At 65.8% G+C, this 14,123-nt stretch carries 13 protein-coding genes; 1 reads left to right on the plus strand and 12 read right to left on the minus strand.

The annotated features are described in order from the left end of the window. Positions 1-193: 193 nt before the first annotated feature. The 12 genes from nhaB to paaG form a co-directional block, all read right to left on the minus strand. Entirely contained in the window at positions 194-1,696 is a 1,503-nt protein-coding gene (nhaB, locus tag ACUXVH_RS09730) for a sodium/proton antiporter NhaB (RefSeq protein ID WP_019093618.1), read from the minus strand. Between the two features lie 502 nt (positions 1,697-2,198). Continuing rightward, positions 2,199-4,253, minus strand: a complete 2,055-nt coding sequence (gene paaZ, locus ACUXVH_RS09735; RefSeq protein WP_445494653.1) for a phenylacetic acid degradation bifunctional protein PaaZ — start codon at positions 4,251-4,253, stop codon at positions 2,199-2,201. Between the two features lie 60 nt (positions 4,254-4,313). After that, entirely contained in the window at positions 4,314-5,960 is a 1,647-nt protein-coding gene (locus tag ACUXVH_RS09740) for a cation acetate symporter (protein ID WP_072441761.1), read from the minus strand. Further along, entirely contained in the window at positions 5,957-6,265 is a 309-nt protein-coding gene (locus ACUXVH_RS09745; RefSeq protein WP_011061425.1) for a DUF485 domain-containing protein, read from the minus strand. The genes ACUXVH_RS09740 and ACUXVH_RS09745 overlap by 4 nt, the downstream gene beginning before the upstream one ends. Before the next feature lie 110 nt (positions 6,266-6,375). Next, entirely contained in the window at positions 6,376-7,452 is a 1,077-nt protein-coding gene (gene paaE, locus ACUXVH_RS09750) for a 1,2-phenylacetyl-CoA epoxidase subunit PaaE (RefSeq protein ID WP_053158666.1), read from the minus strand. A gap of 29 nt (positions 7,453-7,481) precedes the next feature. Continuing rightward, the gene (gene paaD / locus ACUXVH_RS09755) at positions 7,482-8,012 is read right to left on the minus strand and encodes a 1,2-phenylacetyl-CoA epoxidase subunit PaaD (RefSeq protein ID WP_011061423.1); all 531 of its coding nucleotides are present in this window, start codon (positions 8,010-8,012) and stop codon (positions 7,482-7,484) included. Then, a complete protein-coding gene (gene paaC / locus ACUXVH_RS09760; RefSeq protein ID WP_011061422.1) occupies positions 7,999-8,760 on the minus strand; it encodes a 1,2-phenylacetyl-CoA epoxidase subunit PaaC in 762 nt (253 codons plus the stop codon). The genes paaD and paaC overlap by 14 nt, the downstream gene beginning before the upstream one ends. Before the next feature lie 8 nt (positions 8,761-8,768). Beyond that, a complete protein-coding gene (paaB, locus tag ACUXVH_RS09765; protein WP_011061421.1) occupies positions 8,769-9,050 on the minus strand; it encodes a 1,2-phenylacetyl-CoA epoxidase subunit PaaB in 282 nt (93 codons plus the stop codon). Positions 9,051-9,119: 69 nt separating this feature from the next. Then, positions 9,120-10,109, minus strand: coding sequence for a 1,2-phenylacetyl-CoA epoxidase subunit PaaA (paaA, locus tag ACUXVH_RS09770; RefSeq protein ID WP_445494658.1), 990 nt, complete (start codon positions 10,107-10,109; stop codon positions 9,120-9,122). 177 nt (positions 10,110-10,286) lie between these two features. After that, positions 10,287-11,609: a phenylacetate--CoA ligase PaaK gene (gene paaK, locus ACUXVH_RS09775; RefSeq protein ID WP_011061419.1), complete on the minus strand. Its 1,323-nt coding sequence runs from the start codon at positions 11,607-11,609 to the stop codon at positions 10,287-10,289. A 219-nt stretch (positions 11,610-11,828) separates the two neighbouring features. Then, positions 11,829-12,278, minus strand: coding sequence for a hydroxyphenylacetyl-CoA thioesterase PaaI (gene paaI, locus ACUXVH_RS09780; protein ID WP_445494660.1), 450 nt, complete (start codon positions 12,276-12,278; stop codon positions 11,829-11,831). Positions 12,279-12,305: 27 nt separating this feature from the next. Beyond that, a complete protein-coding gene (paaG, locus tag ACUXVH_RS09785; RefSeq protein WP_123473423.1) occupies positions 12,306-13,097 on the minus strand; it encodes a 2-(1,2-epoxy-1,2-dihydrophenyl)acetyl-CoA isomerase PaaG in 792 nt (263 codons plus the stop codon). Positions 13,098-13,523: 426 nt separating this feature from the next. Between paaG and paaY the strand changes: the two genes are divergently transcribed. Next, on the plus strand, positions 13,524-14,117 hold the full coding sequence (gene paaY, locus ACUXVH_RS09790; protein ID WP_011061416.1) for a phenylacetic acid degradation protein PaaY: 594 nt from the start codon (positions 13,524-13,526) through the stop codon (positions 14,115-14,117). The last annotated feature ends 6 nt before the right edge of the window (positions 14,118-14,123 follow it).

Below are 14,123 nucleotides of genomic sequence, written 5' to 3' on the forward strand. Positions count from 1 at the left end.
CCCGGGGGACAAACGGTCAAAGCCCCCGGGTTTTGTTTCCCCGGGCACACCCGGGTACGCGGGCGCCGCCGACCCCATGGGGCGATTTAGCAACACGGGTTGTGGGCGGGGCCCGGCCTGCGCGCGGGCCCACGGCCCCCAGTCCTGCACCCATTGCGCCCCACCTGCAGTCCCGGGGCGCCCCAAGCGGCGGTTACAACCAGTAGCTCACCGCGTACCAGCCCAGCAGCCCCATCACCACGGTGTAGGGCAGGGCCATCCACACCATCCGTCCGTAGGACAGGCGTACCAGCGGCGCAATCGCCGAGGTCAGCAGGAACAGGAAGGCCGCCTGGCCGTTGGGCGTGGCCACGCTCGGCAGGTTGGTACCGGTATTGATGGCGATCGCCAGGGTTTCGAAGTGCTCGCGGCTCATCTGCCCGGAGATGAAGGCCTGTTTCACTTCGGTGATGTAGATGGTGGCTACGAACACATTGTCGCTGATGGCCGAGAGCAGGCCATTGGCAATGAACAGCATGCCCGGCTGCTGGTCCGCCGGCAGCGCCAGCACCCACTGGATCAGCGGGGTGAACAGCTGTTGCTGGTGAATCACTGCCACCACGGCAAAGAACACCACCAGCAGGGCGGTGAAGGGCATGGCGTCCTTGAACGCGTTGCCCAGGCGGTGCTCGTCGGTGATCCCGGTAAAGGCGGTGATCAGTACGATCACCAGCAGGCCGATCAGCCCGACCTCGGCCACATGCAGGGCCAGGGCGACGATCAGGATCAGTGCCGCCAGCCCCTGCACCAGCAGGGCCGCGCGCTGGCGCGAGGTGCGCTGGGCATCGTCCTCGGCGGCGTAGTTGGCCAGCACCTGGCGCACGTTGTCCGGCAGCAGGGTGCCGTAGCCGAACCAGCGCAGCTTCTCCAGCAGTACGCAGGTCACCAGGCCAGCCGCCAGGACCGGCATCGAAACCGGTGCCACCTTGCTGAAGAAATCGGCGAAGTGCCAGCCCATTTCATGGCCGATCAGCAGGTTCTGCGGTTCCCCCACCAGGGTGCACACGCCGCCCAGGGCGGTGCCCACGGCGCCATGCATCAGCAGGCTGCGCAGGAAGGCGCGGAACTGCTCCAGGTCGTCATGATGCAGGGCTGGCAACTGTTGGTCGTCGGCGAAGGCGCTGTCCTGGCGCGGGTCATTGCCGGACGCCACCCGGTGATACACCGAATAGAAGCCTACCGCGGCGCTGATGATCACCGCGGTGACGGTCAGGGCGTCGAGAAAGGCCGAGAGGAAGGCCGAGAGAAAGCAGAACAGCAGGCCCAGCAGCGCCTTGGAGCGCACCCCCAGCAGCAGCCGGGAGAACAGGTAGAGCAGCAACTCCTTCATGAAGTAGATGCCGGCCACCATGAACATCAGCAGCAGGATCACCGGGAAGTTGTGCACCAGCTCGTCATACAGCGCCTGGGGCGTGGTCATGCCCAGCACCAGTGCCTGCACCAGCAGCAGGCCGCCGGGCATCAAGGGGTAGCACTTGAGGGCCATGGCCAGGGTGAAGATGAATTCGATCACCAGGCACCAGCCGGCGGCGGCCGGGCTGACAGCGAAGAACAGCAGAGGGTTGAGCAACAGGAACGCGACAATGCTTGCCTTGTACCAGCGGGGTGATTGGCCGAGAAAATTGTGGGCGAACGCCTGGGCCATTGAACCGGACATTGGCGGCTCCTTGTAGTGAGAAGCGCGCAACTTGCCCCATGGCGGATTGAGAATCAAGAATTGATGAAATCTTTTGCGACAAACTTCGCCAGCGCCCCAGCGGCCGCCAGTGCACGACCTTCCGTAGGAGCCGGCTTGCCGGCGAAGAGGGCCTCGAGTCTTGCGCAGTCCTCAAGCACGCCTTCGCTGGCAAGCCAGCTCCTACGGGGGGGCTGGCGGCGCAAAACTGTTGTAGGAACCGGCTTGCCGGCGAAGAGGGCCTTGAGCCTTGCGCAGTCCTCAAGCACGCCTTCGCTGGCAAGCCAGCTCCTACGGGGGGCTGGCGGCGCAAAACTGTTGTAGGAACCGGCTTGCCGGCGAAGAGGGCCTCGAGCCTTGCGTAGTCCTCAAGCACGCCTTCGCTGGCAAGCCAGCTCCTACGGGGGGCTGGCGGCGCAAAACTGTTGTAGGAGCCGGCTTGCCGGCGAAGAGGGCCTCGAGTCTTGCGCGGTCTTCAACGGTTTCACTCAGTACGCTTGGCCACCAGGGTCAGGATGTCGTAGCTGGCCACCACCTCGCCCAGCTGGTTGCTGACTTCCACATCCCAGGCCACCACTCCTTGCGGCGTGCCCTGGGGGCTGAGCTTGCCCTGGTCGATCTTGCGCTTGCAGGTCAGGCGCGCCTGCAGGGTGTCGCCAATGCCCACCGGGGTGATGAAGCGCAGGGTGTCCAGGCCGTAGTTGGCCAGCACCGGGCCGGGGCCCGGGGAAACGAACAGCCCGGCCGCCGCCGAGAGCACGAAGTAGCCATGGGCGATGCGCTTGCCGAACTGCGACTCCCTGGCGGCAATCTCGTCGAAGTGCATATAGAAATGGTCCCCCGACAGGCAACCGAAGTTCACCAGGTCGGCCTCGGTCACGGTGCGCCGGTGGGTCAGCAGGGATTCGCCGATCCGCAGGTCCTGGAAGTGCCGGCGGAAGGGGTGGACCTCGGTTTCGATCACCTGGGCACCGCGCACGTACTCGCCGGTTACCGCCGCCAGCATGCTTGGCGAGCCCTGGATCGCCGCCCGTTGCAGGTAATGCTTGACCGCCCGCAGGCCGCCCAGCTCTTCGCCACCCCCGGCGCGGCCCGGGCCGCCATGCTTGAGCTGTGGCAGGGGCGAGCCGTGGCCGGTGGATTCGCCAGCACAGTGGCGGTCCAGCACCAGCAAGCGACCGTGCCAGGCCGCCGCCCGGGGAATGACCTGGGCGGCAATGGCCGGGCTCTTGGTGACCAGGCTGGCCACCAGGCTGCCCTTGCCGCGAGAGGCCAGCTCCAGTGCCTGGTCCAGGTCGTCATAGGCCATCAGGGTGCTGACCGGGCCAAAGGCTTCGATGTCGTGGGCGCCGCCCTCGGCCATGGGGTCGCGCGCCAGCAACAGGGTCGGGGCGAAGAACGCGCCCTGGCTGACGTTTGTGCCTCGGGGCTCGAAGCCGTCCCGGGCACCGAACAGCAGGTCGCTGCTGTGCAGCAGGCTTTGCAGGCGCTCGGCCACATCGCGCTGCTGTTCATGGGAGGCCAGGGCGCCCATGCGCACGCCTTCCACCGCCGGGTCGCCCACCACCACCTTCGACAGGCGTTCGCGCAACCTGGTGGCCACCGCATCCAGTTGTTTGGCGGGGATGATGGCGCGGCGGATGGCGGTGCACTTCTGCCCGGCCTTGACCGTCATTTCCCGTGCCACTTCCTTGATGAACAGCTCGAACTCCTCGTCGTCCGGGCTTACGTCCGGGGCCAGGATCGCGCAGTTCAGCGAGTCGGCCTCGGCATTGAAGGGTACCGAATGACGGATCAGGTTCGGGTTGGCCCGCAGTCGTCCGGCGGTGCTGGCGGAGCCGGTGAAGGTCACCAGGTCCTGGCCCTGCAGGCGGTCCAGCAGGTCGCCGGTAGCGCCTATCACCAATTGCAGGCTGCCTTCGGGCAGCAGCCCCGATTCATGCATCAGCCGCACCGCGGCCTCGGTCAGGTAACTGGTGGCGCTGGCCGGCTTGACGATGCAGGGCATGCCGGCGAGGAAGCACGGGGCGAATTTTTCCAGCATGCCCCAGATCGGAAAGTTGAAGGCATTGATGTGCACCGCCACGCCACCCCGGGGCACCAGGATGTGGCTGCCGGCAAAGCTGCCGAGCTTGCTCAGGGATTGCGCCGGGCCTTCGTGCAACAGGTTGCCCGACGGCAGTTCCCGGCCGCCGAGGCCGGCGTAGCTGAACAGGGTGCTGTTGCCGCCCTCGATATCGATCCAGCTGTCGGCCCGCGTCGCGCCGCTGTGATGGGACAGGGCATAGAGCTGCTCCTTGCGCTCGCTCAGATACAGCGCCAGGGCCTTGAGGCGCTGGGCCCGCTGCTGGAAATCCAGGGCCAGCAAGGCCTTGCCGCCCTGATGGCGACCAAAGGCCAGGGCCTCGGCGAAGTCCGGGGCCTCCTCGTGGGTGTGCGCCACTTCATGCCCATCGATGGCGCTGCGCAGTGACTGGGCCGGATGCTGGCCGAACCAGCGGCCGGCGATGAAGCTTTGCAGGGTAGGAGCCTGTGGCATGGGGATTCCTCCAGAGGGTGAACCGGGTTCGAGCGCGGCAGCCCGCGCTCATGGATGGGGTCAGTGATGAGTGGCGCCGGATGCGCCAATGCCGGTCATGGAACGGATGAACTGCGCCAGGTAGCGCCCGCGCTCCAGTTCGGCCCGGGGCGAGCGGTCGCTGACGGAGAAGGCCCAGGCACAGAAGAACGCCAGGCTCATGGAAAACAGCGCCGGGTTGGCATAGGGAAACAGCGCCTGGGGGTGATGCAGCACATTGACCCAGACCGCCGGGCTGAGCATCAGCAGCACAATCGCCGAGACCAGGCCAGCCAGGCTGCCGCCCACCGCGCCGCGAGTGGTGAGGCCTTTCCAGAACATGGAAAGAAACAGCACCGGGAAATTCACCGAAGCGGCGATGGCCAGCACCAGTCCCGAGAGAAAGGCAATGTTCTGCGATTCGAACAACAGCCCCAGCAGCACCGCCAGCACCCCGATGCACAGGGTGGCGATCCGCGAGACGCGCATTTCCTGCCGGGTGCTGGCCTGGCCCTTGCGCAGCACGCAGGCGTACAGGTCGTGGGAGACCGCCGAGGCGCCGGACAGCGCCAGCCCGGCCACCACCGCCAGGATGGTGGCGAAGGCCACGGCCGAGATGAAGCCCAGGAACAGGTTGCCGCCCACCGCCTGGGCCAGGTGCACGGCAACCATGTTGGCGCCGCCGATGATCGCGCCGCCGGCATCGCGGTACTGGGGCTCGGTACCGACCATGACGATGGCGCCGAAGCCGACAATGATCAGCAGCAGGTAGAAGTAGCCGATGAAACCGGTGGCGTAGAACACGCTCTTGCGCGCTTCCCGGGCATCGCTGACGGTGAAGAAGCGCATGAGGATGTGCGGCAGGCCGGCGGTGCCGAACATCATGCCCAGCCCCAGGGAAATGGCATCGATGGGGTTCGACAGCAACCCACCCGGGGCCATGATCGCGCTGCCCTTGGCGTGCACCGCGCTGGCCTGGGCGAACAGCGCCTCGCTGCTGAAGCCGAAGTGCTTGAGCACCATGAAGGCCATGAAGCTGGTGCCCGAGAGCAGCATCAGCGCCTTGATGATCTGTACCCAGGTGGTGGCCAGCATGCCGCCGAAGGTCACGTAGCAGACCATCAGCAGGCCCACCAGCATCACCGCATAGAGGTAGCTGATGCCGAACAGCAGCTCGATCAGCTTGCCGGCGCCGACCATCTGCGCCACCAGGTACATCAGCGCCACGCTCAGGGTACCGAAGGCCGAGGTCAGGCGCACCGGCGTCTGGGCCAGGCGATAGGAAACCACGTCGGCGAAGGTGTACTTGCCCAGGTTGCGCAGGCGTTCGGCGATCAAGAACAGGATGATCGGCCAGCCGGCCAGCACCCCCAGGGCGTACAACAGACCGTCGTAGCCATTGAGGAACATCATTGCCGAGATGCCGAGGAAGGACGCCGCGGAAATCATGTCGCCGGCGATCGCCAGGCCATTCTGCAAGCCGCTCATGCCGCCACCGGCGGTATAGAAGTCGCTGGCGGAGCGGGTGCGCCGGGCGGCCCAGCGGGTGATGCCGAGGGTCATCAGGACAAACACCAGGAACATGCCGATGGCGTTCCAGTTCAATGGCCGCGCCGGCGTGTCGGCCGCCAGGGCCAGGTCGGTGGCCAGCAGGCAGGGCAGCAGGAATAGAGCGAGCAGGCGCTTCATGGCTGGCACTCGCGCTTGAGCTTGTCGTTCAGCGGGTCCAGCAGGCGGTTGCTGCGGTAGACGTAGAAGCCGGTGAGGGCAAAGGCCAGGCCGATCATAGCCACGCCCACCGGCATGCCGACGCTGGTGGCTCCGCCGGCCAACGAGCGCCCCAGCAGCCCGGGGTGGAAAGCCACCAGCAGTACGAAGCCGTAGTAGGCCAGGAGCATGATCAGGGTCAGCGACCAGTAGAGGCGCTGCTTGCGCCGCACCAGTTGGATGAAGTCCGGATGGCGGGTGATGCGGGCGATCTGTTGTGGGGTCATGGCGCGTTCTCTTGTTTTTGTGGTTGCTGGCACGTGAAGGCGCTGCGCGGCCTTTCGCAGCTTCGCTGGGGCTCGGCAGCGGCTACGGGCGGCTGCGGGGAGCGCCGGAGTCAGAGCTGGTCGAAGTCCAGTACCACCTTGTCGCTGAGCGGGAACGATTGGCAGGAGAGGACGTAGCCGGCCGCGACTTCGTAGTCTTCCAGGGCGTGGTTGCTGTCCATTTCCACTTCGCCTTCGATGACCTTGCATTTGCAGGTGGAGCAGACTCCGGCCTTGCACGAGTAGGGCAGTTCGGCGCCCTGGGCGTTGCCGGCGTCGAGAATGCTCTGGCTGTTGCGCGGCAGGTCGAAGGCCAGGGCGCGGCCGTCGCTGATGACGGTGACCCGGCTGTGCCGGGCATCCAGGGCATGGGCGGTTTCCCGGGCCTGGCGCTTGTGCCCGTCGCTGCCGGCGTGGAACAGCTCGAAGTGGATGCGCTCGGCCGGCATGCCGGCAGCCTTGAGGCTGTCGCGCACGGTTTCGGTCATGGCCTGGGGGCCGCAGATGAACGCGGCCTCCAGTTGCTGGACGTCGAGCCAGCGGGAAAACAGCTGCTGGCACTTGTCCTGGTCGATGCGCCCGTTGTACAGGTCGATGTCCTGCCGTTCGCGGCTGAACACGAACATCAGGTTCAGCCGCTGCAGGTAGCGGTTCTTCAGGTCCTCAAGCTGTTCGCGAAACAGCGCCGAGTTGCTGGAGCGGTTGCCGTAGAGCAGGGTGACCCGGCTGTGGGGCTCGGTTTGCAGGGTGCTCTTGATGATTGACAGGATCGGCGTGATGCCGCTGCCGGCCGCCACCGCCAGGTAATGGCCGCGCCGCGCCGGGTCCAGCTCCACATGGAAACGCCCGGCCGGGGGCATCACGTCCAGGCTGTGGCCGGGCTGCAATCGTTCATTGGCGAAGGCCGAGAAACGCCCGCCGGCCACGCGCTTGACCGCTATGCGCAGTTCACCGTCGTTGACCCCGGTGCAGATCGAATAGGAGCGGCGCACTTCCTCGCCTTCAAGCTCGGTGCGCAGCACCAGGTGCTGGCCCTGGGTGAAGTGGAACTGCTGCTGCAGGTGCGGGGGAACCTCGAAGGCGATGGACACCGCGTCGCGGGTTTCATTGCGCAGGTCCTTGATGGTCAGGCGGTGGAACTGGCTCATGGTGGTTCTCCACTGCGGCGCCGGGCCGCTCAAATGCACTTGAAGTAGTCGAAGGGTTCCAGGCAATCACGGCAGCGATACAGGGCCTTGCAGGCGGTGGAGCCGAACTCGCTGAGGCGCTCGCTGTGGGCGCTGCCGCATTGCGGGCAGAGCACCTGGGGCGTTTCTCCCAGCAGGCTGCGCTTGCTGCTGCCCGAGGGCGGTGCAATGCCGTAGGCCTGCAGACGCTGGCGCCCGCGCTCGGTGATCCAGTCGGTGGTCCAGGCCGGGGTCAGCTGGCGCAGCAGCCTGGGTGCCTTGAAGCCGGCGCGCTCCAGGGCCTGGCGGATGTCGCTTTCGATCACCTCGGTGGCCGGGCACCCGGAGTAGGTCGGGGTGACCGCCACCTGCAGGTGCCCCTGGTGCCAGTCGAGGTGGCGCACGATGCCCAGGTCGAGCACGCTGACCACTGGCACTTCCGGGTCCATGACCCGGTCGAGGGTGGCCCAGGCGGTGTCTAGGTCCCCGGGCAACGGGTCGCGTGCCCCAAGGTCGCTGCCGATCAGCTCACCAGACCGCATCGGGATAGGCTCGCGGCAGTGATTGCATCTGGGCCAGCAGCAGGCCCAGGTGTTCGGTATGCAGGCCTTTGCGCGCATCCAGGTAGAAGTGGCTGGGCGCTTCGGGCACAGGCAGGGTGGCCCGGGCGAACACCGCGGCGACCCTGTCCTGCCAGGCGGTGGCGACCTGAGCCGGGTCTGCCAGCAGCCCGGCCTGGTGCAACGCGTTCTCCGCAGGATCGGTGGCGATCAGTTCCCCGGTAAAGCGCCACAGCCGCGGCAGGGCCTGGAGCATGCGCCGGTGGCTTTCTTCGGTGCCATCCCCCAGGCGCTCGACCCATTCGCTGGAGCGACGCAGGTGGTAGGTGACTTCCTTGAACGCCTTGGCGGCGACCCCGGCGATGCGTGGATCGCTGGACAGACACAGGCCACGAAGGGTTTCCAGGTGCCAGGCGTCGTAGAAGAACTGCTTGAGCATGGTCACCGCGAAGTCGCCATTGGGTTGTTCCACCAGCAGCAGGTTGCGGTAGGCGCGTTCGTCGCGGCGAAAGGCCAGATGGTCGGCATCCCGCCCGTCCGCCAGCAGTTCGGCGGCATAGTCCAGCCAGTTGCGGGCCTGGCCCACCAGGTCGAGACCGACGTTCATCAGTGCCAGTTCTTCTTCCAGGGCCGGGGCCCGGCCGCACCATTCGCACAGGCGCTGGCCCTGGACCAGGGCACTGTCGCCCAGGCGCAGCAGGTGGTTGAGCAGATCGTTTGCAGGGTTCATGGCCGGCCTCACATGTGTCCGACTTCGGGGGGCAACTGGTAGAAGCTGGCGTGGCGGTAGACCTTGTCGTCCGCCGGGTCGAACAGCGGCTCCTTTTCGTCCGGCGAGGAGGCGACGATCTGCGCCGACGGCACCACCCACAGGCTCACGCCTTCGCTGCGCCGGGTGTAGAGGTCCCGGGCGTTGGCCATGGCCATCGGGGCATCGGCGGCGTGCACGCTGCCGACATGCTTGTGGTTGAGGCCGTGCTTGCTGCGCACGAAAACCTCGTAGAGGGTCCATTCAGACATTGCAGTGACTCCACATCAGGGCTGGAGGGCCATTGCCCCTGGGGGCAGTGGCCGGGGGTGAACGGGCTCTCAGGCGGCGTCGCGAGCTGCCTTCCGGGCGGCGTGGGCCACGGCGGCAGCCCGCACCCAGGCGCCGTCCTCGATGGCCTGGCGGCGGGTGTCCAGGCGTTCCTGGTTGCACGGGCCGTTGCCCTTGAGCACTTCGTAGAATTCTTCCCACTGGATTTCGCCAAAGTCGTAATGGCCGCGCTCGGCGTTCCACGCAAGCTCCGGGTCGGGGCAGGTGCAGCCCAGCAACTCCAGTTGCGGGATGGTCTGGTCGATGAAGCGCTGGCGCAGTTCGTCGTTGCTCTGGCGCTTGATCTTCCAGGCCATGGACTGGGCACTGTTGGGGGAGTGTTCGTCGCTGGGGCCGAACATCATCAGGGCCGGCCACCAGAGACGGTTGATGGCGTCCTGGACCATGTCCCGCTGTGCCTGGTTGCCCTCGCGCATCATGGTCAGGAGGACTTCGTAGCCCTGGCGCTGGTGGAAGCTCTCTTCCTTGCAGATGCGCACCATGGCCCGGGAGTAGGGGCCGTAGGAGGTGCGTTGCAGCACCACCTGGTTGACGATGGCCGCGCCATCCACCAGCCAGCCCACGGCGCCCATGTCGGCCCAGTTCAGGGTCGGGTAGTTGAAGATGCTCGAATACTTGGCCTTGCCGCTGTGCAGCCGGGCCACTTCTTCGTCGCGGTCGGCCCCCAGGGTTTCCATGGCGCTGTACAGGTACAGGCCGTGGCCGGCTTCGTCCTGGATCTTGGCCATCAGTTGCAGCTTGCGCTTGAAGGTCGGGGCGCGGGTGACCCAGTTGCCTTCGGGCAGCATGCCGACGATTTCCGAATGGGCGTGCTGTGAGATCTGCCGGATCAGGGTCTGGCGGTAGGCCTCGGGCATCCAGTTCTTGGCTTCGATCTTGATCTCGTCGTCGATCCTTTGCTGGAAGCTGCGTTCCTGTTCGGACATCTCGGCCAGTGGCGTGACGCGCTTGACCCCCGTTTCTACCAGCTGTGCGTACATGTGGCGTCTCCCGGTGTGAAGGTGTGGCTGGGCATGGGAGTGTTTATATGTGATACGCAAATTAATATCAAACATAAAATAACGTGTCATGTTTGATTTTGGTATCGCATTGCCCTCCTGGGCCTTTGCCAAGGCAAAAAAAAGCCCCGCATCAGCGGGGCTTCCAGGAAGGATGGATTAGCGGTTGCGTTTGTCGATTACCCGGCAGGCCTTGCCTTCGGAGCGCTTGATGCTGAATGCCGGCTGCAAAACGATACGCGAGCTGATACCGATATGGGTCTTTATGTGGCGGCTGAGATCGCCGCAGAGGGCCCGCTGCTGCTCGTCCCCCAGTTGCTGGTGCTCAGGCTTGAGCTCGACGTGGATGTCAACGCTGTCGAGGTTGCCGTGGCGGTACAGGTGGATCTCGTAGCAGGGGGCCAGTTGCCCGACCTTCAGCACCTGCTCTTCGACCTGGGTGGGGAACACGTTGACCCCGCGGATGATCAGCATGTCATCGCTGCGCCCGGTGATCTTGTCGATGCGCCGCATGGGCCGCGCCGTGCCCGGCAACAGCCGGGTCAGGTCGCGGGTGCGATAGCGGATCATCGGCAGCGCTTCCTTGGTCAGGGAGGTGAGCACCAGCTCGCCCAGTTCGCCATCGGCCAGTACCTGGCCGGTGATCGGGTCGATGATTTCCGGGTAGAAGTGATCCTCCCAGAGGGTAGGGCCGTCGCGGGTCTGCGCGCATTCCATGGCCACCCCGGGGCCGATGATTTCCGACAGCCCGTAGATGTCCAGGGCAGTGATGCCCAGGCGCTGTTCGATGGCACTGCGCAGTTCGTCGGTCCAGGGTTCGGCACCGAAGATTCCCAGGCGCAGCGCCAGCTGGTGCGGGTCCAGGCCCTGGCGCTCGATCTCGTCGGCGATGTTGAGCATGTAGGAGGGGGTGACCATGATGATGTCCGGCTGGAAATCCTTGATCAGTTGCACCTGCTTCTCGGTCTGGCCGCCGGACATGGGAATCACCGTGCAGCCCAGGCGTTCGGCGCCGTAGTGCGCCCCCAGGCCGCCGGTGAACAGGCCGTAGCCGTAGGAAATATGCACCTTGTCCCCGGGCCGGCCGCCGGCGGCGCGGATCGAGCGCGCCACCACCTGCGCCCAGGTGTCGATGTCGTTGCGGGTGTAGCCGACCACCGTGGGCTTGCCGGTGGTGCCGCTGGAGGCGTGCAGGCGTACCACCTGGTCCATGGGCACGGCGAACATGCCATAGGGGTAGTGGTCGCGCAGATCGGCCTTGGTCGTGAAGGGCAGGTGCGCCAGGTCTTCCAGGCGCTTGATGTCCTGGGGGTGCACCCCGAGCTGGTCGAAGCGCTGGCGGTACAGCGGGACCCTGTCGTAGGCGTGGTTCAGGCTCCAGCGCAGGCGTTCCAGCTGGTGCTGGCGCAGGTGGTCGATGCTGGCGGTTTCCATCGGGTCCAGCAGCGCGTCGGGCACGGTTCCGGCAATCGGCATGTTCATGGTGTCACTCGAATTGTTGTTGTCTTGTAGCCCGCCGGCGGGCGGGCTCTGAGTGCATGCCCCGGGGCGCAGGCGAGCCCCGGGGGAGTCTTTTTACTGTGCTTGCAGCCGCTCGCTGATCAGCGCGATGCCCGGGTCGACACCGATGCACATGGTGCACAGCGCGTAGCGGCCCCGGCGCTGCCAATGAGGATACGGACGGCATCGATGGGCAGTGGGTCATTCATGGGAGGTCTCCTGTGTCAGCACCGGGCCGTGCACTTGGTAGGATTTGCCTTGGAGCAGGGCGATGAGCCGGCCCTGCTGGTTTTCCACGCGCACCGCGTAGTGGCCGGTGCGGCCGCCGCGGTTCTGTTCATGGCAGTCGGCGGTCAGGGTGTCGCCCAACTGCGCCGGGGCGATGTACTCGATGCTGCAACCCAGAGCCACCGTGGCCCGGTCATGGCTGTTGCAGGCAATGGCGAAGGCCGAGTCGGCGAGGGTGAAGATCAGGCCGCCGTGGCAGGTGCCGTGGCCCTGCAGCATGTCGGCCCGCACGCTCATGCTCAGGCGCGCCGCACCGGGCGCCACCGACAACAGGCGCATGCCCAGGGCGTTGCTTGCCGGGTCACGTTCGAACAGGGTCCGGGCGCAGCGCCGGGCCAGTTCCATGGCGTCATGTTCAGTCATGCAGGGGCCTCCTTGGAGTCGCCGTGGTCAGCAGCCCTTGAACACGGGGCTGCGTTTATCCATGAAGGCGCTGACGCCTTCGCGGTAGTCCTCGCTGCAACCGGCCAGGCGTTGCAGGTCGCGCTCCAGGTCCAGTTGCTCATCGAAGCTGTTGTGCAGGCTGGCATTGAGGCTGCGCTTGATCAGGCCCAGGCCGTAGGTGGGTTGGGTGGCCAGGTGCCGGGCCAGGCTCAGGGCCTGGTCCCGCAGTTGGGCATCATCCACGCACTGGTAGATCAGGCCCCACTGCTCGGCCTGTTCGGCACTCAGGCGGTTGCCGAGCAGGGCCAGGGCCTTGGCCCGGGCCATGCCCACCAGGCGCGGCAGCAGCCAGGTACCGCCGGAATCGGGAACCAGCCCGAGCTTGCAGAAGGCCTGGATAAAGCTTGCCGAGCGTGCGGCCAGTACCAGATCGCAGGCCAGGGGCAGGTTGGCCCCGGCCCCGGCGGCCACCCCGTTGACCGCGCAGATCACCGGCAGCGGCAGGTCCCGCAGGGCCCGCACCAGGGGGTTGTAGAAGGTTTCGATGGAGGCCCCCAGGTCCGGCGCGGCGCCGCCGGGTGCCACGGTGCGCTCGCCCAGGTCCTGCCCGGCACAGAAGCCCCGGCCTTCCCCGGTCAGCAGCAGGACCCGCACCTGCGGGTCATTGCGCACCAGGTCCAGGGCTGCCTGAACCTCGCGGTGCATCGTCGGGTTGAAGCTGTTGAGCTGTTCGGGGCGGTTGAGGCTGAGAAGGGCCACGCCCTCGCTGATGGAGAACAGGATGGTGGTGAAGTTCATGGGCGGGGCGCTCTGTGCTGGGCGATCAGGCGAACACCACCGACAGGCGTGGAGGCAAGGCGTTGAGGCATGGTGAATGTCCTCGGGGTGGCCGGTGGTCGGCTCGATTGTCGGGTCGGCTGGTTGGCCGGTTTTCGTCGAGTATATCGCCAATGCGATACATAAAAACAATAGTGACTTGAATTTAATGTGTCTTGATTTTGAGTGTCGGTCCAGCTTTTTTTGTAGCCCCAGGCTCACGACAAAAGCCTCCAGGCTGCCTAAGGCGTTGATAAATACGGGACTGACAAGTCTTTGTGGAGCAGCCAGGCTGGTTGATTGCGGCGGCGCCGGTCTTGTGCGTGGCCAATAATCTGATACAAACTGCCATCCGCAGTTCATCGTATTTCCTGCTTTCAGATGACGTGTTCTTCAAGGAACCTCTCCATGACCTGTTACAGCCTCGATGGATTGACCCCGGTGGTCGACCCCAGCGCTTATGTGCACCCTTCAGCGGTGCTGATTGGTGATGTGATTGTCGGCGCCCATTGTTACGTCGGCCCGTTGGCCAGCTTGCGGGGCGATTTTGGGCGGATCGTTCTGGAGGAGGGGGCAAACCTGCAGGATACGTGTGTGATGCATGGTTTTCCCGACAGCGATACGGTGGTCGAGCGCAACGGTCATATAGGTCATGGCGCTGTCCTGCATGGCTGTCGAATTGGCGCCGACGCCCTGGTGGGCATGAATGCGGTGGTGATGGACAACGCGCATATCGCGCCCCGTTGCATCGTTTCCGCGGCAGCCTTCGTCAAGGCCGGCTTCGAGTGTGCGCCACAGTCGCTGATCATGGGCACGCCGGCCCGGGTCAGCCGCCCGCTCAGTGATGCGGAGCTGGCCTGGAAGCAGGCGGGGACCCGCGAATACCAACAGCTGGCCAGGCGTTGCCTGGAGCAGATGCGGCCTTGCGAGCCGCTGCGGGAGGCAGAGCCCGGACGCCCGCGAATCGGCAACAGTGCGCTGCGCCCCAAGGCTCGCCCATGAACCTGC

Source organism: Pseudomonas sp. 8(2025) (genome assembly GCF_052665325.1).

Bases quoted from the DNA above. Each gene is read 5' to 3' on its own strand.
- nhaB (WP_019093618.1), bottom strand. From the start codon at position 1,696: ATGTCCGGTTCAATGGCCCAGGCGTTCGCCCACAATTTTCTCGGCCAA.
- paaZ (WP_445494653.1), bottom strand. From the start codon at position 4,253: ATGCCACAGGCTCCTACCCTGCAAAGCTTCATCGCCGGCCGCTGGTTC.
- ACUXVH_RS09740 (WP_072441761.1), bottom strand. From the start codon at position 5,960: ATGAAGCGCCTGCTCGCTCTATTCCTGCTGCCCTGCCTGCTGGCCACC.
- ACUXVH_RS09745 (WP_011061425.1), bottom strand. From the start codon at position 6,265: ATGACCCCACAACAGATCGCCCGCATCACCCGCCATCCGGACTTCATC.
- paaE (WP_053158666.1), bottom strand. From the start codon at position 7,452: ATGAGCCAGTTCCACCGCCTGACCATCAAGGACCTGCGCAATGAAACC.
- paaD (WP_011061423.1), bottom strand. From the start codon at position 8,012: ATGCGGTCTGGTGAGCTGATCGGCAGCGACCTTGGGGCACGCGACCCG.
- paaC (WP_011061422.1), bottom strand. From the start codon at position 8,760: ATGAACCCTGCAAACGATCTGCTCAACCACCTGCTGCGCCTGGGCGAC.
- paaB (WP_011061421.1), bottom strand. From the start codon at position 9,050: ATGTCTGAATGGACCCTCTACGAGGTTTTCGTGCGCAGCAAGCACGGC.
- paaA (WP_445494658.1), bottom strand. From the start codon at position 10,109: ATGTACGCACAGCTGGTAGAAACGGGGGTCAAGCGCGTCACGCCACTG.
- paaK (WP_011061419.1), bottom strand. From the start codon at position 11,609: ATGAACATGCCGATTGCCGGAACCGTGCCCGACGCGCTGCTGGACCCG.
- paaI (WP_445494660.1), bottom strand. From the start codon at position 12,278: ATGACTGAACATGACGCCATGGAACTGGCCCGGCGCTGCGCCCGGACC.
- paaG (WP_123473423.1), bottom strand. From the start codon at position 13,097: ATGAACTTCACCACCATCCTGTTCTCCATCAGCGAGGGCGTGGCCCTT.
- paaY (WP_011061416.1), top strand. From the start codon at position 13,524: ATGACCTGTTACAGCCTCGATGGATTGACCCCGGTGGTCGACCCCAGC.